The sequence below is a fragment of the Agathobaculum sp. Marseille-P7918 genome, assembly GCF_964248325.1.
Classification (GTDB): Bacteria; Bacillota; Clostridia; order Oscillospirales; family Butyricicoccaceae; genus Agathobaculum.
In genome coordinates, this window is the sequence record NZ_CAXTXI010000014.1 from 33,920 (window position 1) to 53,248 (window position 19,329).

Below are 19,329 nucleotides of genomic sequence, written 5' to 3' on the forward strand. Positions count from 1 at the left end.
TTCCTCCTCTGCTTACTTTAAAATGTCCTGTGCCTGCTGGCAAAAACGCGCCGCGCTCTCGTTGTCGCGCATAACGGCAAACACCGTATCGTCTCCGCCGAGCGTGCCAACTACATCCGAGGCGCGCATCGCGTCAATCGCCATCGCGGCCGCCTGTCCCAGTCCGGGCAGCGTTTTGATGACCACCATGTTCTGCGCAGCGGAAATCTCAGTGACGCATTCGCGAAAGATATTGCGCAGGCGAGTGGTGAAGCTGTCCGCCGCCCCGCCGGTCGCCGCAGTATATTTATATTTGCCGGTTTCGGCAGAAAGCGACTTTATCAGCCGAAGCTCCTTGATGTCACGCGAAACCGTAGCCTGCGTCGTGTTGTAGCCGAATGCTCGCAGGTGGTCGGTCAACTCCTCCTGCGTCTCTATCTCAAACCGGTCAATCAGTTCAAGTATTTTCGCCTGTCTTTGAAATTTCATATTCGCGCCCCCTGTCAGAGCTTTTTCTGCAAAATTTTATAGAAGCTGATTCCCTTCAGCCGCACCAGACGAGTGCGCAGCGGCGAACGCGTAATCTCTACCCGGTCATCCGGCCGAATGGCAAAGCCCTGTCCGCCGTCCGCCGAGAGAAACACTTCGCTTCCGCCCTCACAGGCCGCAGAAAGTGCAATGCGCCGCTCCGGTGCAAACACAAACGCCTTTGCCGCAAGCGCATGCGCGCAAATCGGAATAACAGCCAGATTTTCCGCACTCGGCTCAATCACCGGACCGCCCGCGGACAAACCGTAAGCGGTCGACCCGGTCGGCGTGGCGACAATCAAACCGTCGCCATTAAAGTGCGTCACATCCTCATCGTCCGCCGAAATACGCACGCGCACCACGCGAAACGCCGTGCCTTTTGCCAGCACGATATCATTGAGCGCGTCATTTTCATAGACCACCCGCCCCTGACGAAATACGGCCACATGCAGCATCATCCGGCTGTCAATCGAATACTCTCCGCTGAAGAGCTTTTCCATCTCGCCCAACTCGCCCGGCTCCAGCTCGGTCATGAAGCCGACATGGCCGACATTGATGCCCAGCATGGGCAACTCCTGCTGCGCGGCCACACGCGCCAGACGCAGCATCGTCCCGTCGCCGCCCAGCACAACCGCCAAATCAGCAAACTGTACCGCAGAACCGGTTTCCATATAATCCACACCGCTTAGGTCCAGTGCGGCTGACCGCAGCTGCATGGGCAGCATCAAACGGACGCCCTCTCGCTGCAGCTGGTCACAGACCTGCGGCAGCACAGCGTATGCGCCCTCTTTTCGCATGTTGGGATAGATAAAAAAGCGCTTCATTTCTGTCTCAGCCATCCAATTCTTCATGTGCCTGCCGCACAACCTCGCGCAGGTCGGGCACACTATCCTCGCCCTGCTTCCATAAGTAGCCCAAAAACTCGATATTCCCCTCCGGCCCCTTGATGGGCGAGAACGTAACGTCGCGCACGGCAAAACCCGCCGTATGCGCGTTTTCTACGAACTGTTCCAGAACTTCCAGATGGATTTCCGGCTCACGCACCACGCCTTTTTTGCCGACCTTGCCCTTTCCCGCTTCAAACTGCGGTTTAATCAGACACGCCACGCGACCGTCCTCGGTCAGCAGGCCGGAAACGACCGGCAGCACCAGCCGCAACGAGATAAACGACACGTCAATTACGCACAGAGACGGCGTTTCCTCCAGCATATCCGGCGTCACATATCGGATATTGGTGCGCTCCATGCACTTGACACGCGGGTCCTGCCGCAGACTCCATGCAAGCTGCCCGTAACCGACGTCGATGGAATATACCTTGACCGCGCCGCGACGCAGCAGGCAATCGGTGAACCCGCCGGTGGACGCACCCACGTCCATTACAACCAGTCCTGCCGGGTCAATGGCAAAGTAATCGAGTGCCTTCTCGATTTTCTTGCCGCCGCGGGAGACAAAGGCATTTTCGTTGCCTCGTACTTCCAGCTCGGCGTTTTCATCCACCATATCGCCCGCTTTGCCGGCTTTCTGGCCCGCAATATAGACAATACCTTCCATAATCGCGGTTTTTGCGCGCTCCCGCGAAGGACAAAGCCCTTTTTCAAACAGCAATACATCCAAACGTTTTTTAGCCAAGGTCGTTTTCCTTTCCCTTTCGGTTTTTGATGACAAACGAAGCGATGCCTTCCGCGTCGATGCCGCAATGCCGATACAGCTCGTTTACGCCGCCGTGCGGCAGGAACCGGTCGCCGGTGTTCAGCCGGTCTACCCGGCCGCCCTGATGAGCAGCGACCCATTCACCCAGGCTGCCGCTTTCCACAACATCCTCGACCACCACGCACCAGCCGGACAGTTCTTGCTCCCGCTCACGAAACGCATCCGCCAGCCCGTTTCCGATTTCATTGACTTTGTATATCTGCGCGTGTACGCCCTTACTCTCCAGAATGTCCGCTGCGGCGATTGCTTCATTGATCATGACGCCATGGGTCAGCAGCGTCACGGTATGACCGGCCGCCTCCCGCACACAGGCAATCGTCTCGCCCGCAGTATCCTTTCGGAAAGCGCCCTCGCCGCCGCGCGGATAGCGGATGGCCACCGGCCCGCTTTCATGATAGAGCGCATGCGACATCATGCTGCGCAGCTCGGCAAAATTCGACGGACAGAATATCTTTATCCCCGGTATCGAGCGCAAAAACGCCACGTCCAGCACGCCGTTATGTGTTGCGCCGTCCGCGCCGACAATGCCTGCGCGGTCCACGCAGAATATCACATGCAGCCCTTCAATCGCCACATCATGCACGAGCTGATCGTATGCGCGCTGCAGGAAAGTGGAGTACATCGCCACCACCGGCACCAGTCCCTGTGCCGCCATGCCGGCCGCCATAGCCACCGCATGCTCTTCCGCAATACCAACGTCAAAAAAACGATCCGGAAAGCGGGAGGCGAAGCGTGTCAATCCTGTACCAGACGGCATCGCCGCCGTAATCGCACAAATACGCGCATCCTTTTCCGCAAAAGCGCACATTTCGCGCCCGAAACAGGCGGAAAAATCCTCTTTCTTCGCCGCCTTGAACGCACCGGTCAGCGGGTCAAACGGCGAAACGCCATGATACTTTTCCGGTTCACGCTCGCTGGGCGCATAACCGCGGCCCTTTTGCGTCATCACATGCAGTAAAACCGGCTTTTTGATTTTCTTCGCCTGTGCAAGCAGCTCACACACGCTTTTTAAGTCATGCCCATCCACCGGCCCGAGATAGATAAATCCCATCTGCTCAAACAGAGAGGTCGGCAGCAGCAGCCTTTTCATACGCGCTTTCATGCGTGAAATACCGCGCGATACCGCGCCGCCGCCCGGAATCCGCGCCAAGCGCTCCTTCACCCTTGCTTTGGTATGCAGATAGCGCGGACTGACGCGCAGACGCGACAAATGCCGGCTCAGCCCGCCGACATTCTTTGCAATCGACATGTTATTGTCGTTGAGCACCACCAGAAGCGGTTCGCCCGACGTTCCCGCGTTGCTGAGCGCCTCATAAGCCATGCCGCCTGTCAGCGCACCGTCACCGATAACGGCAACCACATGGTATTTCTGGTTTTTAAGCGTGCGAGCATGCGCCATGCCCAGCGCAACCGATACCGAATCCGAAGCATGTCCGGTCACGCAGGGGTCGGTGACGCTCTCCTCCGGCTTCATAAAACCGGAAAGACCGCCGTACTGTCGCAATGTATCAAAGCGGTCACGGCGGCCGGTTAAAATTTTATGAACATAGCTCTGGTGTCCCACGTCATAGATGATGCGGTCACGTGTGGAATCGAACTCTCGCTCCAGTGCGACAGCCAGCTCGACAACGCCCAAGTTGGAAGCCAGATGGCCGCCGGTACGTGAAACCGAATCGACGATGAACTCGCGCAAAGAGGCGCACAGCACCCCCAAGGTGTCATAAGACAATCCGCGCAAGTCTGCGGGGCTTGTGATATTGTCCAGAATCCCGTATCTCTTCATAACATCATTCCCACCAAGGAAGCATTTTTCTATCTCTTGCTGTCCAGCGAAAACGGCAGTACGGACAACACCCGTCCGCAAATAGCCAGCACCCGGCTGCTGAACGCGATCGCCACGCCTTTGCCGGCCGCTTTGCCGCCGATTGTCATCGCAGAAATCAAACCGGTCACCAAAAGCGACACCAACACCACTTTCACACCGTTCATTCCAGCCGTGATATTGGCGACAATCAGCGCACCGGTTGCACCGGAAATAATGCCGCAGATATCGCCGACCACGTCGTTGCAGATACTCGATACCTTTTCCGCGTTGCGGGTCATCCACACCGCTTCCTTCGCGCCGCGCACGCGATGCGCCGCCATCGAATGAAATTCTTTCTCGGTCGCGGATGCGGCGGCAATGCCAATCATATCAAATACTATGCCCAATGCGATAAAGAAAAACAGCACCACAAAGGACAAAATTGTACCCGCGCTATTGAGCGCTTCATTCGACATATAACTCATCACAACCGACAGCACAAAGCTGACCGGCATAATGGTCGCCACCCATTTGGTGTTGATGAGCCGCGGCTTTTGCGGCGGCTGGTTCTTTTTTTTCGGTTTATCGGATGCTTCCAAAAAAAATACTCCTTATTTACAAAACCCTTCGGTTGTTTCATCAAAATAGAAGTGACGGCAGGCCGAGTTAATCTTGCGGCTTGAGGTTCGGTTGGCTTTCCCCGCGGACTGCCACGCGTCGCCGTCGTGGGGGTTTCCCATTATAGTCCGTGCCGGGATGTTACCATCACCGGGACCGAATTGCCACTGAGTCCGCACTGCAATCCTCTGCCTGCCTCATTGCTGAATAGCCTAGGTGATTTCCACTGCAGGCAACACGATTCTTAGCCTCTTTTGCAGACATGGTTTCAACCGTCAATTCCCGCGGCGTTCCTGGCCGGGAAACCGCGGGCGGATACGATATCCACCATGGCCACGCAAGGCAGGCTACACTGCACACAGCGTTTTGGGCACCGCGCGGGCTTCCGGCCGCAATGGCCGGCGTATTCCGCGCAGCTTCCGCCGCACCGCAATACAGGTTTCATCCCGTGCCGTTGGACATCCATCAACCCCGAAAGGGATGCTATAGGTGTCCGACAGTCACGGGTCTCCACGGCGAGAGGGTCGGTACTTCATGCCATTGAAGCGCGCCCGCAAGCCTTAACCTCCAGCATCCACCCCAAACTGGGCGTAAGAAGCAAACACCAGAGACTTCATCGATATGCCCTTCTACGGATTTTTAGGCCCGTCCTGGGAATCGTATGCGCTGACTAGGATACTACGTCACTTATTTGTTATTCTATCACATAAATCCATCGGATTCAAGAAAACCGCGTAAAAAACAGCGTTTAATTCGTCCGATTGGTCAAACTGCGCGCCAATTCGACGAGAAATGCGCTCTCCGGCTGTCCGGATACCGCCTGCACCGCCTCGTCGGTCAGGCTTGCAACGAGCCTGCGGCACTCCTCCATGCCCAGCAGCGACGGAAAGGTAGATTTTTCGCTCTTTTCATCTTTGCCGACCGTCTTGCCAAGCGTTGCGGTGTCGCCCTCGATATCCAGCATATCGTCCCGAATCTGGAACGCAAGGCCGAGCTTATCACCGTAGCTGCGCGCCATTTCAAGCGTCTGTGCGTCGTTTTTCCCCGCCGCAACGCAGCCAAGCTCACACGCCGCGCGCAGCAGACAGCCGGTCTTGAGGCTTTGCAGCAGGCGCAGCTCGTCCAGAGAAATCTTTCGATGCTCTGCGCCCATGTCGAGCACCTGACCGCCAATCATGCCGTTCATGCCTGCCGCCTGTCCCAGAATTCGGATACAGGTGAGCACCGTCTCTGCGGATACGCCCTCAGCCGAGGCCGCAGTCTCAAACGCAGCAGTCAGCAGCCCATCGCCTGCGAGTACGGCGGTCGCCTCGCCAAACGCCTTATGGCAGGTTGGACGGCCGCGGCGCAAATCATCGTTATCCATGCACGGCAAGTCGTCATGGATAAGCGAATAGGTGTGAATCATCTCGAGCGCACACGCAAATGGCAGCGCCTTTTGCGTATCTCCGCCGCACAGGCGGCAGAACGCCAGCACAATCACCGGACGCAGACGCTTGCCGCCCGCCATCGCCGAATATTTCGCGGCTTCAAAAATGCGGTCATATCCCTCGCCCGTTTCGCGGGACAGGTATTTTTCCAGTGCAGGCTCAATGACCGCGATATCCGCTTCCAGTTGCTCTGCAAACGTCATTTGCCTGCCTCCTCCGCGTCAAACGGCTGCTCGGTCAGCTCGCCCTGCATATTTTCCTGCATGACCGTGACCTTCTGCTCCGCCTTGTCCAGCATCTTGCCCAGCGCCGCAGACAACTTGGTTCCTTCCTCAAACAGCTTGATGCTGTCCCCGAGCGGCGCTTCTCCCTTTTCCAGCAGGCGGACGATTTCCTCGAGCCGCTCCATCTGGCTTTCAAATGTCTTTTCCGCCATCGTTCTGTTCCTCCTCAATATCGGTCACGCGGCATCTCGCCGCGCCTTTGGCAAATCGAATATGCAGCATATCGCCTGTTTTCAGCATCGACGCATCCGTGATGACTGCGCCACGCACGCCTTTATTCGCCACCGCATAGCCGCGCGCCAGCACGCGCAGCGGACTGATTGCATCCAGCGTGGCCACCGTCCTTGTAAACCGCAAACGGCGGCGCTGCACACCGTCCCGTCCTGCCGCGAGCAAACGGCGGCGCAGCAGCGTCAGCTTCTGTTCCTCGCGCGCGAGATACGCCGGGAATGCCGCGAACAATCGGTCGGCCGTCCGGTCGAGCATCACGCGCTTTTCTTCGATATACCGAATGGGATTGCGCGTTTCCAGCCGCTGCTGCAAAGCCTCCAGCGTGCGCTGCTTGTGCTGTATCTGTTTGTGCGCCGCCGCGTGCAGCCGTGTGTCCAGCGTGCGCAGACTCAACGCATATTCTGCGCGGTCGGGCACAGCAAGCTCGGCCGCGCCTGAAGGTGTAGGCGCGCGCAGGTCGGCGACAAAGTCCGCAATGGTCACATCCGGCTCATGGCCGACCGCCGAAATCACCGGAATTTCAGATGCAAAAATCGCCCGCGCGACCGCCTCCTCGTTAAACGCCCACAGGTCCTCCATCGACCCGCCGCCGCGTCCGCACAGAATGACGTCCGCCTCGCCAATCGCATTGGCAAGTCCAATCGCCCGCGCGATGCTGTCCGCCGCCCCCTGTCCCTGCACCTGCGCGGGATAGAGCGTGACCGCAGCCAGCGGCCAGCGGCGGCCCAGAATACGAATCATATCGCGCACCGCCGCGCCGGTCGGTGAGGTGACGAGCGCAATTTTGCGCGGCATGCGCGGAATGGGCTTCTTATACATTGGGTCAAACAAGCCTTCGGCCTGCAATTTTTTCTTCAGCTGCTCAAAGGCAAGGTTGAGTGCACCCGCGCCGTCTGGGATTACCTCGGAAATATACAGCTGCACCTGCCCCGTGCGCGGGAATGAGCTGACGCGCGCCCGCACGATGACCTTCATGCCGTTTTCCAGCCGGAATTTCAGACGCATCGCGTCCGAACGGAACATCACCGCGTTGATGGACGCGCCCTCGTCCTTTAGGCTCATATAGTGATGTCCCGAGGAGTGCGCCTTGTAATTGGAGATTTCGCCCTGCACCAGCAGATTGCGGTAGCCCGGCACGGTGTCGAGCAGTTCCTTGATTTCGTTATTGAGTTGTGTGACCGAATAAATCGTACTCACGTTTTGTTCCTTTCATAAAGCCGCGCGGCAAGCACCGCCACGCCGACCGCATTATCGCCCGACAGCACCGGCTCGGCAAACCAAACCCGTCCCTCGAACGCCTGCTTCATGCGCGTGCGCAGCACGCGGCTTGCCATCACACCGCCCGCACACAAAACCGGGCAGTCATACTGCAAAAGCGCCTGCTCGGTCGCTTTGACAACCGCATTGGCCACTGTTTCGAGCGTAAACCGCGCCATCTGCGTCGGTTTTGCAGTCTTGTGCTTGTTTTCCACCTGATTTTGCATACCGGACAGCGAAAACCGACAGTCCGTCACCTTGGGGCGATAGCCCTTTTCCGGTTCTGCATCCATCGCCAGCGCATCGAGCGCCGCGCCCGACGGAAACGGCAACCCCAGCAGCGCGCCCGCACGGTCGATGAGCTGTCCCGCTGCGAGGTCGGTCGTGCCGCCGATGCAAGTACAGTCCGGCAGGCCGTCCGCCCCCGGCGTCACATACAGCAGCTCACTCGTCCCGCCCGACAGATGCCATGCGAGAAACGGCTCGTCCAGCAGATTGAGCCGCCCGGCGGAGAGCGCCGCCGCCGCGATATGCCCCTGCTGGTGCGATACAGGAAAAAGGGGCACAGATAGCAAATGCGCCGCGCTGCGCGCGACGCTCTGACCCGCCAAAAAGCACGGCATGTACGAGCCCTCGACCGCGCGCGGGCGGGTGCTTACGCCGATGGCGCGCACCTCGCCCTGCGGCAGGGCCTCAATTTTCTCATGCAGATGCACGGTATGCTGAAACAGCGCATCCGACTGGCGCAGGCCGATTGCGCCCTCCGGCACAGTCAGCAGGCTGCCCTCATTGTACCACGCGCCGTTTTCAGCGTCAAATACCGCAGCAGACGTGCGGTAGTTTGAGGTATCAATCCCCAGAAAACGCTCAGGCATCGGCATTCTCCGCCGGCGCCGGCGCATCGGGTTGTGCGGCACGCGCTACCGATCCAAGTACGCCATTGATGAACGCCGCGGCCTCGTCCGTGTCGTATACCTTGGCCAACTCGACCGCTTCATTGATAGCCGCGCCCACCGGCACATCTTCCACATAGCGCATCTCATAAATGGCAAGGCGCAGCACCGCCACAGTCATGCGCGACATGCGGCTGATTTTCCAGCCCTTGGAGAAGGCTGCAATCGTCTCATCCAGCTCCTGCTGGCGTGCGGCCACACCCTTTACCACCGCGCGGATGTACTCGGTCTGCGCTTCGGACAGTTTGCCCGCATACAGCGCAATATCGCCGCTGATTGAGGCCATGATGGACTCATCCAGCCGCTCTTCCAAATTTTCGTCCTCAAACTGCTGGAACCCCATTTCAAAAATCAGGTGCAGCGCAATTTCTCTTGCTTTCGTTCTGCTCATCACACTCACAGCGGCAGTTTCCTCCCATTTTTCGGTTACGCCTTATTTTATCCTATTTTCGCCAAAGTTGCAAGGTGCTATTCCCGAAAAGGCACGCCGGAACAAAAGAAAACGACAGGGCGACACGCCCTGCCGTTTTGATGCCGTTCTTATTCCTGCTCCGCAGGCTGTTCCTCAACTGCCGGGGCGGGTGCAAACGTCACACCGCCGACATGCACATTGACCTCGGTGACCTTCAGGCCGGTCATGGATTCGACCGAAGACCGCACATTCTCCTGCACCTGCTTTGCCACCTCACAGATGTTGTGACCGAACAGCGCAAGAAAACCGATCTCGATTTTGACCGTTCCCTCCTCGCCGATTTCAATGCGGACGCCCTTGGAAAGGTTCTTTTTACTCAAAAAGCCAACGATGTCACTGGTTAAAGTGGAATACAAACCACTCACTCCTGCGGTTTCCGAAGTGGCCAGCGCCGCGATAGATGCGACAACGTCCTCGGAAATCCGAATGGAACCCTGATCGCTCTCGGTCGACCAATACTCCTTGTGATCCGCCATAGTGCTCACTCTCCTTTAAACGGATTATAGCACAGTTTTGGCAAAATGCAAAGCAAAAATACGTGTCCGACAGCTCACTCTGCTTCCACTATCTTGACCTGTCCCGCGGTCATGCCGGTTTCACTGACCACGATATCTTTGATGACCGTCACATCGGTTGCCTGCAAGCCGCCGTCCGGCGGCGCAACCACGACGTTGACGCTGCTGTCTCCAATCATCACCACTGCATCCGCATACCCTTTGGCGCGAATCAGGCTTTCGATGTTCGCCTCGGCAACCGAATCATCCGCCAGCGCGGAAATCTGCGCGGCTGCCTCGTCCTTGGCCGCCTGATCCGCATCCTCGCTCTCGCTCAGCTCGCGCAGCGTGCTCACTGCCTCATCCCGCGCCTGCTCGCGTGTCAGACGGGAGGTTGCGAAATAATCTTCCCCCTCCGCACCTGCCGCCGTGTCGGTGTCCGCCCCTGTTGTATCTGCACCGGTCTGTCCGGCCACCAGCAGCTCCTCCGGCGCGTCAACATAACTCCAGTTTAAGTAAACCGCCGCGCATAGCAGCAGCGCGATCACACCGTATACCGCGCCGCGTTTCTTGATTTTTTTCATCACTGCTCGCCCTCCTGTATTTGGTTACTATGTTTTATGATGCATCGGACATTTTCAGAACCGTAACTTTGTCCGTCCCGATGCCGCACACTGTACTGACCGCCTGCGTCACCGCCAGACGCACCTGTGCATTATCCGCGCCGTCGCACAAAACGACCGCACCGCGAAACGTCGGCAGCAGGTTTTTGACCGTTACGGGTTTTTCTCCGTAGCTGCCGTCGCTGAGAATGGTCAAATCACTTTCATAACTCTGGCTGCTGTCCATGCCGGTCGTCTGTCGGGTGTTGACCGCATAAACCGCTTCGCCGCTCTGTTCGAGCGACAGCATCAGCTGAACCCGTCCCACGCCGTCCACTGCCGCCAGCTTATCGCACAGCGTCTGCTCAAAAGCGGCAAGGTCAAACGCGGCTTCCCCCTCCGTCACATCCGCCGATGCCGCGGTCTCCTGCGCGCCGCGTCCGCCTGAGGCGAGCAGCAACACCCCTGCCAGCAGCACAATCAGAACCGCGCGGTATTTAACCGCAAGCGGCACTATCTTTTGCTGCGCCGCGCGCAGCCACTCCTTCCACTGTTCCTTCATTGCGCCACCCACTCCTGTCTGTCCGCATCTACACCGCAGCCCTCGGTCACCAGCGTTTTCAGCTCATCCAGCCGCGCCGCGTCCGCACTTTGATAGTACACCGTTACCTTTCCCACCTGTAATATACCGTTTTCATCGTTCTCCATTGTCACATGTACCGAACAGTCAAAGCCTTTGGCCTGCGCGCTGCTCTCGAGCGCGTCCGCAATGCTGGCCGCGACCGTGCTCATCGTCGTCTGTGCGTTTTGCTCCTGTATCGCATCTACGTCAATGCCCGCAAGCGCCCCGTCCCGCACACCGTCCCAACCGGTCAGGCGCAGCCCTGCCAGCGGCTGGAGCAGCGCCAGCAGCATCAGCAGCCCTGCCGCCAGCTTGACAATCTCACGCAGCGCGCCGCCTTCCACCACGCGCAGCGCCACCGCGGACGCGACGCCCGCCAGCGTCACGCGCAGCAGAATGGTATGAAACAATTCACTCATATCGGCTTCACCATCGCAACCACATAAACCAGCTCCAAGTACAGAATCAGACAGCAGGTGCTCAGCATGCCGAGCAGCAAGCCGAAGCCCGTGCTCACCCCCTCCAGCATCTGCCGCAGACTGTTCGAGCAAAGCGGGGAAAGAACCGCCGCGCCCGCCTTATAGCACAGGTAGCTTGCACCCACACGCAGAAACGGAATCAGACAAATCGCCGTCACGCACAGCATGCCGAACACGCCTATCGAGCTGCGCAGCAGCGCCGCGCCCGAAAGGACGGTCTCGGTCGCGTCCGAAATGACGCCGCCAACCACCGGCACCGCACCCGAAACCGCGAATTTCGCTGTCTTAAGCGCCATCCGGTCCACGTTGCCCGACACTCCGCCCGCAATGGTCAGATAGGCGGTGAATACGGTTAAAATCAGCTTGAGCGCGCCCGAGGTCAGTCCCTTGATGCCGTCCGCAATGCCGTGCAGCATGCCGTTGCCCGTCGCCGCGTCCACAGCGACGACTGCAAGATATGCGCATGCCGCGGGTACCAAGAGCACGTTTATCAGTCGGATGACCAAATCGAACACCACCATCGTTGCCACCTGCAAGGCGGTCGCCGTCGCGGCGTTCCCGCCTGCCGACAGAACGGTTGCCAGCACCGGCTGCAGCGTGCTGGAAAATAAACTGATTTCCGAAAGTGTTTCGCGGCACAGCGCGAGCACGCCGGTAAAATCCTGCAGCAGCACCGCCGCACATCCCAGCGCACCCGCCATGTCAATCCACGCATCCGCCGCACCGCCCGCTGCCGCGGAAAAACCGCGTCCGGCTGCGGTCAGCACCACCACAATCGCCACCCGCACCAGTCCGCTCAGCGCGTTTTTGAGCGCGCTGCGGCTGTCCTGTGCCGTGTTCTCCAGCAGACGGGCAAACGAAACCCCCAGCTCGTCCGCTGTATCCATGTCAATGCCATCCAGATACGCGCGCTGCTCCCCCGGCACGGCCCCAAGCAGGGCATCCCCCTGCGCCGCGCCCTCTCCTTCTGCCGCGGCCGCCGCCGTGATGCATGCCAGCAGCACGAGCAGCACTGCAAACACCTTTTTCATTGTCCGTTCCCTTTCATATCGTCCAGTCCGCCACCAGCTCGAGCACCTGCTCGAGCAGCGGCAGACACATGGAAAGCGCCAGAATCGCGCCCATGATTTCAAGCTTTGCAGCAAGCGCGGACTGTCCGCTGTCCCGGCACAGCGCACTCATAATGCGCACTACAACCGCCACACCAACGGTTTTGAGCACCGGCAGATACAGGCTTTGCGTAATGCCGCCCTGTGTCAGCAGACCGGAAAACCGCTGCATCGTGCCGCCCACCAGTGCAAAGGCCCGCAGCAGGATGAGTACCCCCGCCGTCAGCGTCAGCAGGAACGCGATTGCAGGCGCATCCTTTTTGAGCGTCATTGACAATACCAGCACCAGCAGCACCAGCCCACAGGCCGCAATCAGGCTGTTCAAAACCCGAATACGCTTTTCATCATCGAAAACAGCTGGCTGATTTCCTGCACAATCAGCATCAGCACGACGATGAGCCCCGCCAGCGTGGTCATCAGCGCCTGTTCCTCCCGTCCCGACCGTGTCAGCAGCTGTCCGAGCACCGCCACCAGAATACCGACCGCCGCAATACGGAAAATGAGATCAACGTCCATATGTTCCTCCGTCCTCAGATCAGCACCAGCACCACCAGAATCCCCAGCGCAATGCCGCAGGTGCGGTACAGATTTCCCTTGTTTTGCAGTTCTCCCGCCGCAGTATCGCGCGCCGCCGCAAGACGCCGCGCAATCTGCTCCAGACCGGCGACCTGCTCGGCAGCGTCATACCGACCGAGCCACGCCGCCGCTTCGGACAGGATTTCGCACTCAGGCTGTCCCAGTCCGACCTGTTCCCGGCAGTCTCGCAGCGATGAACGCCACAAATACCCCAGAGACAGCCCGTTTTCCTCCCGCAGGCGCCGCCGCAGATGACCGAAAACCGTGCGGATGATCCTGTTTTCGCTCTCGGCCAGCTGGCCGACTATCTCGGGTACCGGCGTGCGGCGACCGGAGATTTCGCCGCTCATCAGATGCAGCGCCAGCAGCATCGCGTCCGCTGCCGTGACGCGCCGCCGCAGCCCTTGCCGCGCGGAAAGCCCCAGCGCCGCACAGGCGCCGAATATCATCACCGAACCCATTAGCTTGAGCATAGGTTTCCCTCCATTTTCTCCATTCGATAGCGTCGTTTTCCTTCTTCCCGTGTGATGATTACAGCTCGCTCGAACACATGCAGCTCCAGCAGCGCACGATACAGCGGCCTTCGGTGCAAATCGTCCACATCCGCCGCATGCGCGCTGGCCAGCACCGCCGTACCGCAGTGCGCGCACAGGGAAACTGCCTCCACATCCTCGGGTGCGGTGATTTCGTCAAAAGCAATCAGCTCGGGCGACATGGTTTTAAGCAGCATGAGCGCCGCCTGCTGTTTCGCGCAGTTTTCCAGCACATCCGTGCATCTGCCGACCGCAAACTGCGGCGCACCGTCCGACAGAGCGGCAATCTCTCCGCGCTCGTCCGCCACCGCGACCGCATGCCCCGCATCCGATACCAGCCGCACCCATTCGCGCAGGAGCGTTGTCTTGCCGAAGCCGGGCGGCGACAGCAGCAGAACGCTTTGCGGCGTACCCGCACCGACCCACGGCCGGATAATCTCGTCCACCTCTGTCATCTGCCGCGCCACACGCAGATTGACCGACGACAACCCGCGCACCCCAATCACCTGTCCATTTTCCTCGGCTACCGTGCCGCACAGCCCCAACCGGTGACCGCCGCCAATCGTCACAAACCCGTGCCGCAAGCTTTCCGCATAGCTATGTACCGAATACCGCGCCGCCCTGCTGAGCGTTTCCCGCAGCTCCTGCGCGGTTACCGGTGCAAAGCCCGTTTCCCGCTCGCCGTCCGCTGTGCGCACAGCCGGCGGTCTTCCCACGCGCAGGCGAACCTCCTCGACCTGATGCTGCCCGTCCAGCCACGCCAGTTCCGCCGCCCGCGGCGGAGGCAGGCAGCCGATTGCCTGCAAAAATACTCCGTCCTGTTTTACTTCCATTTGCATCACCTGTCCTACTCTATGCCCGGCCTGTCCCGAATATGCCTGCAACACAACCGTAACAAAACGGGCATTGACAAGCTGCGCCGTTGGGGATATAATAGGTATAAATATTGCACAAAGCGATGACAGAGGAAAGTAATTGTTCCAAGTGCGGCTTTCAGGGAGTGTCCGGCATGACTGGAAACGGACGCAGACGCCGGTACAATGAAGTTCCCTCTTGAGCTGCGGCGCTGAAACGCAATTTCCAGTAGGCGCCGACGGACTTCCTCCGTTACAGGGATAGGATATTTTTGTATCCGAAAAAAGTGCGGCATAGCGCTATGCCGAATGTGGGTGGTACCGCGGAACCGTTTGTCTTTCGTCCCTCTTTGTGGATGAAAGGCTTTTTTTGTGCTTTTTTCCGCCGGACAAACACCAACCCCACATCATTTCAAAGGAGAGACAAAAACTATGATTATCATTATGAAGCAAGGCACGACCCGTGAGCACGTCGAGGAGCTGTCCCGCCACATTGAGCGCTGGAACGTCAAGGCAAACCCGATTTACGGCGCGGGCACCATCGTCATCGGCCTGGTCGGCGACACGGGCGCGGTGGATAAGGACGCGCTGCTGCGCGACCCGCAGGTCGAGAACATCCTCAAGGTGCAGGAGCCGTTCAAGCTGGCCAACCGCAAATTCCATCCGGACAATACCGAAGTGACCATCGCGCCGGGCGTTGTGGTCGGCGGCAAAAAACTAGTTGTTATGGCCGGCCCCTGCTCGGTCGAGAGCGAAGAGCAAATCATCGACGTGGCCAAGCATGTGCAGGCGGACGGCGCGACCATGCTGCGCGGCGGTGCGTGGAAGCCGCGTTCCTCCCCGTACTCGTTCCAGGGCCTCAAGGCAGAAGGCCTGGAGCTGCTGCACAAGGCGCATGAGGTCACCGGTCTGCCGGTTGTCACGGAAATCACCAACCCCGCGCACATCGACCTGTTCATGGACAAATGCGACTGCTTCCAGGTCGGCGCGCGCAACATGCAGAACTTTGAGCTGCTCAAAGAGCTTGGTCAGACCAACAAGCCGATTCTCTTAAAGCGCGGCTTTGCCAACACGATGGAAGAATTCCTGATGAGCGCCGAATACATTATGGCGGGCGGCAACGAGCAGGTCATCCTGTGTGAGCGCGGCATCCGCACCTATGAGAAGTACACCCGCAACACGCTGGACATCTCGGCAGTACCCGTGCTCAAGCGCATGAGCCACCTGCCGGTTGTTGTTGACCCGTCTCACGCAGGCGGTATCTACTGGATGGTCGAGCCGCTGGCAAAGGCAGCGGTCGCTGCGGGCGCGGACGGCCTGATGATTGAAGTGCACAACGACCCCGCGCATGCCCTGTCGGACGGTGCGCAGTCGCTGACCTATGATTCCTTCCACGAAACCATGCACAATCTGCGTGCAGTGGCGCAGGCGGTAGGAAGAGACTTATAATATCCGTATGATTTGCGCCTGACAGCGCGCAAAAGCATATGTTTTGTGAAAGGAGATTTTGCCGTGCAGACTCTCAACCTGACGGGCGCGAACGGCCTGTCCGAAATCTGTATTGAAAACGGCCTGCTGAACCGCGCGGGCAAAGCGATGCTTGATGTTTTCTCCCCTTCCCGCGTACATATTGTGACCGACTCGACGGTCGCGCCGCTCTATCTGAAAAAGCTCACGCAGCAGTTTGACCTGCCGGTCAGCTCCACCGTCATTCCCGCGGGCGAAGAGCACAAGCGGCTCTCCACGGTCGAGGGTATCTACCATGACCTGCTGGCTGCCGGAATGACGCGCAAGGACCTCATCATCGCCCTTGGCGGCGGCGTGGTGGGAGACATCACCGGCTTTGCAGCCGCGACCTTCCTGCGCGGCGTCTCGCTGTGCCAGATTCCGACCACCCTGCTAGCGCAGGTGGATTCCTCGGTCGGCGGCAAGACGGGCGTCGACCTTGCCGAGGGCAAGAACCTTGTCGGCGCGTTCTATCAGCCGCGGCTCGTGCTGATTGACCCGGATGTGCTTGCTACATTACCGGATGCCACCTTTGCCGACGGCATGGCCGAGGTTGTCAAATACGGTTATATCGCCAATCCCGCGATTCTGGAAATGGTATCGCAGCCGGACTATAAAGCGCATATTGGGGACGTAATTTACGAGTGCGTTAAAATCAAGCGCGATGTGGTCGCCATCGACGAGCATGATACCGGCCTGCGCATGATTCTCAATTTCGGGCATACCATTGGTCACGCTGCGGAAAAGCTCGGAAACTATACCGAACTGACCCATGGGCAGGCAGTAGCCATCGGTATGGTCGCCGCGATGCAGCTGGCTGCGCTGCGCGGCGACGCCGACTTGTCCGCGCCGCTCATTGCGCTTTTGCAGCAGCTTGGTTTGCCGACCGAACTGACGCACGACCGCGAGGCCATTTTCCATGCGCTGCTGTCGGACAAAAAGAAATTCGGCAGCACGGTCAACTTCATTCTTGTGCGCGAGCCGGGCCGGGCGGAAATTACGCCAATCGAGTCGGAAACGCTGCACGAGTACATTCTCAAACTGTAAGGAGGTTTGCCCGATGGGTTCCACTTGGGGCAACGCCATCAAAATTTCCATTTTTGGCGAGTCACACGGCGCCGGCATCGGCGTGGTAATCGATGGCTTTCCGGCAGGCGTTCCATATGATGAAGCCTTTGTCCTGCGCGAGATGGAGCGCCGTGCGCCCGGACGCAATAAACAGTCCACCCAGCGCAAGGAGGCCGACACGCCGCTCATCCAATCCGGCTTGTTGAACGGACAGACGACCGGCGCGCCCATCTGTGCGGTTATTCAGAACACCAATCAGCGTTCCGGCGACTATGCCGCTCTGGCCGCGCAGCCCCGCCCGGGCCACGCGGATTACACCGGGATGATACGCTACCACGGCTGCAACGACCCGCGCGGCGGCGGTCATTTTTCCGGTCGTCTGACCGCTCCGTTGGTGTTTGCAGGTGCAATGTGCAAGCTGTGGCTCAAAACCCGCGGCGTAACGGTCGGCTCACACATCCAGTCCATCGCGCAGATTCAGGATATGCCGTTTGATGATGTGGATATCCCGGTTTCCCAGCTCGATGCGCTGCGGGAAGCCGACTATCCGGTCAACAATCCGCGCGCGCTGGACGCCATGCTTGCCGCCATCGAAGAAGCGCGCGAGGCGCAGGACTCGGTCGGCGGCGTGATTGAGTGCGCGGCCGTCGGCCTGCCCGCCGGCATCGGCAGTCCGATGATGGACACGGTGGAAAGCCGCCTGTCCTCCATCCTGTTTGCCGTACCGGCCGTCAAGGGCGTGGAATTCGGCGCAGGCTTTGCCTTTGCGGCGCTGCGCGGCTCGCACGCAAACGACACCCTGTATCAAGACGGCGATATCATCAAAACCGAGACCAACAATAACGGCGGCGTCAACGGTGGTATTACCAATGGCATGCCGCTTATCGTGCGGACGTGTATCAAGCCCACGCCATCCATTGCCGCCACACAGCAGACCCTGAATATCCAGACCGGCAAGGTGGAGCCGCTGTCCATCCACGGGCGACACGACCCCTGCATCGTCACACGTGCCGCGCCGGTCATTGAAGCGGCCTGTGCGGTGGCGCTGGCAGATCTTTTGCGGGAGGCGAACGGCTATGCGTGATCTTTCCGAAATCCGTCAGGATATCAACCGCGTCGATGAACAAATCCGCGCGCTTTTTCTGGAACGAATGGATCTTGCGCTTCAGGTGGCACAGACCAAGGTCGAAACCGATGACAAAATCTATAAACCCGACCGTGAAGCCGAAATCATCGCCAAGCGTACCGAGGGCATGAGTGAGGAGCTTTGCCTCAAATATACCGCACTTCTGCAAAGCATGATTCGTGCCAGTCGTGAATATCAATACAGCGAGGTGCTGCGGCAGAAGCCCGATCGCTTCCCGCTGCATCCGTCCGGGAACGAACTCGCCCCCCAAACCGTCTATTATCAGGGCGTACCCGGTGCGTATCAGGAACTGGCGGCGCGCGCGCTCTTCCCGAACTGTGAGCCGCAGCATGTGCCGACATGGGAGCAGGTATTTCAATCCGTGCGCGACGGCATTGCGGATGTGGGCGTTGTACCGGTCGAGAACACGACTGCAGGCACGGTCAGCGAGGTTTATGACCTGCTGCTTGCCTACGACCTGTCCATCAACAAATCGTACATCAAAAAAATCTCGCACTGTCTGGCCGCCGTGCCGGGCGCGCAGATGAGCGATATCCAAAGCGTCTGCTCGCACCCACACGCTCTGCCCCAATGCCACGCATTCATCACCGAACACGGTCTGGAGGCCATCGAGGTTGCCAACACAGCGATGGCAGCGCAGAACGTCCAGAAAAAGGGCGACCCGCATCTGGCGGCAATCTGCTCACGCGAAGCCGCCGAGCGGTACGGCCTGACCGTTCTTGCCGAGGGCATCAACGACCTGAAGCACAACGAAACGCGCTTTATTGCGGTCAGCCGCACGCTCACCAGCCGTCCCGAGGACAACCGCATCGAAATTGCCTTCCGCATTCCGAATGTCGCCGGTTCACTCGGCCGCGTGCTGGATGTCTTTACGCATTACGGCATCGACATGACCGGCATCTATTCCCGTCCGGTCAAGGACAGCCCGTGGTGCTATGTGTTCTATGTAGACTTCACCGGCAATATGCAGGACCATGCCGTGCAGTCGCTGTTATATCAGCTCCATGAGGAGCTGCCCTACATTAAAGTCATCGGCAGCTATCCGGTTTCCGATGCAACGGAGGAGTAAACAA

23 protein-coding genes and 1 other annotated feature are annotated in these 19,329 nt (G+C 59.0%); of the genes, 4 read left to right on the top strand and 19 right to left on the bottom strand.

Annotated features, from left to right (window positions below):
• Window positions 1-12 precede the first annotated feature (12 nt).
• The 19 genes from ACESSO_RS15255 to ACESSO_RS15345 all read right to left on the bottom strand — a co-directional run bounded on the left by ACESSO_RS15255 (window position 13) and on the right by ACESSO_RS15345 (window position 14,514).
• Window positions 13-468 carry an arginine repressor gene (locus tag ACESSO_RS15255; protein ID WP_373166403.1) on the bottom strand — a complete coding sequence of 152 codons (456 nt, stop codon included), beginning with the start codon at window positions 466-468 and terminating at the stop codon, window positions 13-15.
• A gap of 14 nt (window positions 469-482) precedes the next feature.
• Complete coding sequence (locus tag ACESSO_RS15260) at window positions 483-1,346, bottom strand: NAD(+)/NADH kinase (RefSeq protein ID WP_373166404.1); 864 nt, start codon at window positions 1,344-1,346, stop codon at window positions 483-485.
• Window positions 1,339-2,136: a TlyA family RNA methyltransferase gene (locus tag ACESSO_RS15265; protein ID WP_373166405.1), complete on the bottom strand. Its 798-nt coding sequence runs from the start codon at window positions 2,134-2,136 to the stop codon at window positions 1,339-1,341. The genes ACESSO_RS15260 and ACESSO_RS15265 overlap by 8 nt, the downstream gene beginning before the upstream one ends.
• A complete protein-coding gene (gene dxs / locus ACESSO_RS15270; RefSeq protein ID WP_373166406.1) occupies window positions 2,129-4,000 on the bottom strand; it encodes a 1-deoxy-D-xylulose-5-phosphate synthase in 1,872 nt (623 codons plus the stop codon). The genes ACESSO_RS15265 and dxs overlap by 8 nt, the downstream gene beginning before the upstream one ends.
• Before the next feature lie 29 nt (window positions 4,001-4,029).
• Window positions 4,030-4,620: a hypothetical protein gene (locus tag ACESSO_RS15275; protein WP_373166408.1), complete on the bottom strand. Its 591-nt coding sequence runs from the start codon at window positions 4,618-4,620 to the stop codon at window positions 4,030-4,032.
• A gap of 767 nt (window positions 4,621-5,387) precedes the next feature.
• Window positions 5,388-6,272 (bottom strand): polyprenyl synthetase family protein, encoded by an 885-nt coding sequence (locus ACESSO_RS15280; RefSeq protein WP_373166410.1) that lies wholly within the window; start codon window positions 6,270-6,272, stop codon window positions 5,388-5,390.
• The gene (xseB, locus tag ACESSO_RS15285) at window positions 6,269-6,505 is read right to left on the bottom strand and encodes an exodeoxyribonuclease VII small subunit (protein WP_297275592.1); all 237 of its coding nucleotides are present in this window, start codon (window positions 6,503-6,505) and stop codon (window positions 6,269-6,271) included. Before xseB ends, ACESSO_RS15280 begins: the two co-directional genes overlap by 4 nt.
• Window positions 6,486-7,781 (bottom strand): exodeoxyribonuclease VII large subunit, encoded by a 1,296-nt coding sequence (gene xseA, locus ACESSO_RS15290; protein ID WP_373166411.1) that lies wholly within the window; start codon window positions 7,779-7,781, stop codon window positions 6,486-6,488. The genes xseB and xseA overlap by 20 nt, the downstream gene beginning before the upstream one ends.
• Entirely contained in the window at window positions 7,778-8,716 is a 939-nt protein-coding gene (locus tag ACESSO_RS15295) for a DNA-binding protein (protein ID WP_373166412.1), read from the bottom strand. The genes xseA and ACESSO_RS15295 overlap by 4 nt, the downstream gene beginning before the upstream one ends.
• Window positions 8,709-9,185: a transcription antitermination factor NusB gene (gene nusB / locus ACESSO_RS15300; protein ID WP_373166413.1), complete on the bottom strand. Its 477-nt coding sequence runs from the start codon at window positions 9,183-9,185 to the stop codon at window positions 8,709-8,711. Before nusB ends, ACESSO_RS15295 begins: the two co-directional genes overlap by 8 nt.
• Window positions 9,186-9,334: 149 nt before the next feature.
• Window positions 9,335-9,742, bottom strand: coding sequence for an Asp23/Gls24 family envelope stress response protein (locus ACESSO_RS15305; protein ID WP_297275588.1), 408 nt, complete (start codon window positions 9,740-9,742; stop codon window positions 9,335-9,337).
• A 74-nt stretch (window positions 9,743-9,816) separates the two neighbouring features.
• Window positions 9,817-10,344, bottom strand: coding sequence for a SpoIIIAH-like family protein (locus ACESSO_RS15310; protein WP_373166414.1), 528 nt, complete (start codon window positions 10,342-10,344; stop codon window positions 9,817-9,819).
• A 34-nt stretch (window positions 10,345-10,378) separates the two neighbouring features.
• The gene (locus ACESSO_RS15315) at window positions 10,379-10,924 is read right to left on the bottom strand and encodes a hypothetical protein (protein WP_373166416.1); all 546 of its coding nucleotides are present in this window, start codon (window positions 10,922-10,924) and stop codon (window positions 10,379-10,381) included.
• The gene (locus ACESSO_RS15320; protein ID WP_373166417.1) at window positions 10,921-11,403 is read right to left on the bottom strand and encodes a hypothetical protein; all 483 of its coding nucleotides are present in this window, start codon (window positions 11,401-11,403) and stop codon (window positions 10,921-10,923) included. Before ACESSO_RS15320 ends, ACESSO_RS15315 begins: the two co-directional genes overlap by 4 nt.
• The gene (locus ACESSO_RS15325) at window positions 11,400-12,494 is read right to left on the bottom strand and encodes a hypothetical protein (RefSeq protein ID WP_373166419.1); all 1,095 of its coding nucleotides are present in this window, start codon (window positions 12,492-12,494) and stop codon (window positions 11,400-11,402) included. The genes ACESSO_RS15320 and ACESSO_RS15325 overlap by 4 nt, the downstream gene beginning before the upstream one ends.
• Window positions 12,495-12,507: 13 nt before the next feature.
• Window positions 12,508-12,897 (bottom strand): stage III sporulation AC/AD family protein, encoded by a 390-nt coding sequence (locus tag ACESSO_RS15330; protein ID WP_373166420.1) that lies wholly within the window; start codon window positions 12,895-12,897, stop codon window positions 12,508-12,510.
• Entirely contained in the window at window positions 12,894-13,088 is a 195-nt protein-coding gene (gene spoIIIAC, locus ACESSO_RS15335; RefSeq protein WP_107631977.1) for a stage III sporulation protein AC, read from the bottom strand. The genes ACESSO_RS15330 and spoIIIAC overlap by 4 nt, the downstream gene beginning before the upstream one ends.
• Before the next feature lie 14 nt (window positions 13,089-13,102).
• A complete protein-coding gene (locus ACESSO_RS15340) occupies window positions 13,103-13,621 on the bottom strand; it encodes a stage III sporulation protein AB (protein ID WP_373166421.1) in 519 nt (172 codons plus the stop codon).
• On the bottom strand, window positions 13,609-14,514 hold the full coding sequence (locus ACESSO_RS15345) for a stage III sporulation protein AB (protein ID WP_373166422.1): 906 nt from the start codon (window positions 14,512-14,514) through the stop codon (window positions 13,609-13,611). Before ACESSO_RS15345 ends, ACESSO_RS15340 begins: the two co-directional genes overlap by 13 nt.
• A gap of 116 nt (window positions 14,515-14,630) precedes the next feature.
• Window positions 14,631-14,886 (top strand) — a binding site (T-box leader).
• A gap of 81 nt (window positions 14,887-14,967) precedes the next feature.
• Here ACESSO_RS15345 and aroF point away from each other — a divergent pair.
• The 4 genes from aroF to pheA are packed head-to-tail and all read left to right on the top strand — an operon-like array spanning window position 14,968 to window position 19,325.
• A complete protein-coding gene (gene aroF, locus ACESSO_RS15350) occupies window positions 14,968-15,984 on the top strand; it encodes a 3-deoxy-7-phosphoheptulonate synthase (protein WP_373166423.1) in 1,017 nt (338 codons plus the stop codon).
• Between the two features lie 45 nt (window positions 15,985-16,029).
• Entirely contained in the window at window positions 16,030-17,088 is a 1,059-nt protein-coding gene (gene aroB / locus ACESSO_RS15355) for a 3-dehydroquinate synthase (RefSeq protein ID WP_373166424.1), read from the top strand.
• Window positions 17,089-17,101: 13 nt separating this feature from the next.
• On the top strand, window positions 17,102-18,193 hold the full coding sequence (aroC, locus tag ACESSO_RS15360) for a chorismate synthase (RefSeq protein ID WP_373166425.1): 1,092 nt from the start codon (window positions 17,102-17,104) through the stop codon (window positions 18,191-18,193).
• Window positions 18,186-19,325, top strand: a complete 1,140-nt coding sequence (gene pheA, locus ACESSO_RS15365; RefSeq protein ID WP_373166426.1) for a prephenate dehydratase — start codon at window positions 18,186-18,188, stop codon at window positions 19,323-19,325. The genes aroC and pheA overlap by 8 nt, the downstream gene beginning before the upstream one ends.
• The last annotated feature ends 4 nt before the right edge of the window (window positions 19,326-19,329 follow it).

What these genes read in the sequence shown, in the direction of transcription:
- ACESSO_RS15255 (WP_373166403.1), bottom strand. Translation starts at nt 468, where the DNA reads ATGAAATTTCAAAGACAGGCGAAAATACTTGAACTGATTGACCGGTTT.
- ACESSO_RS15260 (WP_373166404.1), bottom strand. Translation starts at nt 1,346, where the DNA reads ATGGCTGAGACAGAAATGAAGCGCTTTTTTATCTATCCCAACATGCGA.
- dxs (WP_373166406.1), bottom strand. Translation starts at nt 4,000, where the DNA reads ATGAAGAGATACGGGATTCTGGACAATATCACAAGCCCCGCAGACTTG.
- ACESSO_RS15280 (WP_373166410.1), bottom strand. Translation starts at nt 6,272, where the DNA reads ATGACGTTTGCAGAGCAACTGGAAGCGGATATCGCGGTCATTGAGCCT.
- xseB (WP_297275592.1), bottom strand. Translation starts at nt 6,505, where the DNA reads ATGGCGGAAAAGACATTTGAAAGCCAGATGGAGCGGCTCGAGGAAATC.
- ACESSO_RS15295 (WP_373166412.1), bottom strand. Translation starts at nt 8,716, where the DNA reads ATGCCTGAGCGTTTTCTGGGGATTGATACCTCAAACTACCGCACGTCT.
- nusB (WP_373166413.1), bottom strand. Translation starts at nt 9,185, where the DNA reads ATGAGCAGAACGAAAGCAAGAGAAATTGCGCTGCACCTGATTTTTGAA.
- ACESSO_RS15305 (WP_297275588.1), bottom strand. Translation starts at nt 9,742, where the DNA reads ATGGCGGATCACAAGGAGTATTGGTCGACCGAGAGCGATCAGGGTTCC.
- ACESSO_RS15310 (WP_373166414.1), bottom strand. Translation starts at nt 10,344, where the DNA reads ATGAAAAAAATCAAGAAACGCGGCGCGGTATACGGTGTGATCGCGCTG.
- ACESSO_RS15315 (WP_373166416.1), bottom strand. Translation starts at nt 10,924, where the DNA reads ATGAAGGAACAGTGGAAGGAGTGGCTGCGCGCGGCGCAGCAAAAGATA.
- ACESSO_RS15320 (WP_373166417.1), bottom strand. Translation starts at nt 11,403, where the DNA reads ATGAGTGAATTGTTTCATACCATTCTGCTGCGCGTGACGCTGGCGGGC.
- ACESSO_RS15325 (WP_373166419.1), bottom strand. Translation starts at nt 12,494, where the DNA reads ATGAAAAAGGTGTTTGCAGTGCTGCTCGTGCTGCTGGCATGCATCACG.
- spoIIIAC (WP_107631977.1), bottom strand. Translation starts at nt 13,088, where the DNA reads ATGGACGTTGATCTCATTTTCCGTATTGCGGCGGTCGGTATTCTGGTG.
- ACESSO_RS15340 (WP_373166421.1), bottom strand. Translation starts at nt 13,621, where the DNA reads ATGCTCAAGCTAATGGGTTCGGTGATGATATTCGGCGCCTGTGCGGCG.
- ACESSO_RS15345 (WP_373166422.1), bottom strand. Translation starts at nt 14,514, where the DNA reads ATGGAAGTAAAACAGGACGGAGTATTTTTGCAGGCAATCGGCTGCCTG.
- aroF (WP_373166423.1), top strand. Translation starts at nt 14,968, where the DNA reads ATGATTATCATTATGAAGCAAGGCACGACCCGTGAGCACGTCGAGGAG.
- aroC (WP_373166425.1), top strand. Translation starts at nt 17,102, where the DNA reads ATGGGTTCCACTTGGGGCAACGCCATCAAAATTTCCATTTTTGGCGAG.
- pheA (WP_373166426.1), top strand. Translation starts at nt 18,186, where the DNA reads ATGCGTGATCTTTCCGAAATCCGTCAGGATATCAACCGCGTCGATGAA.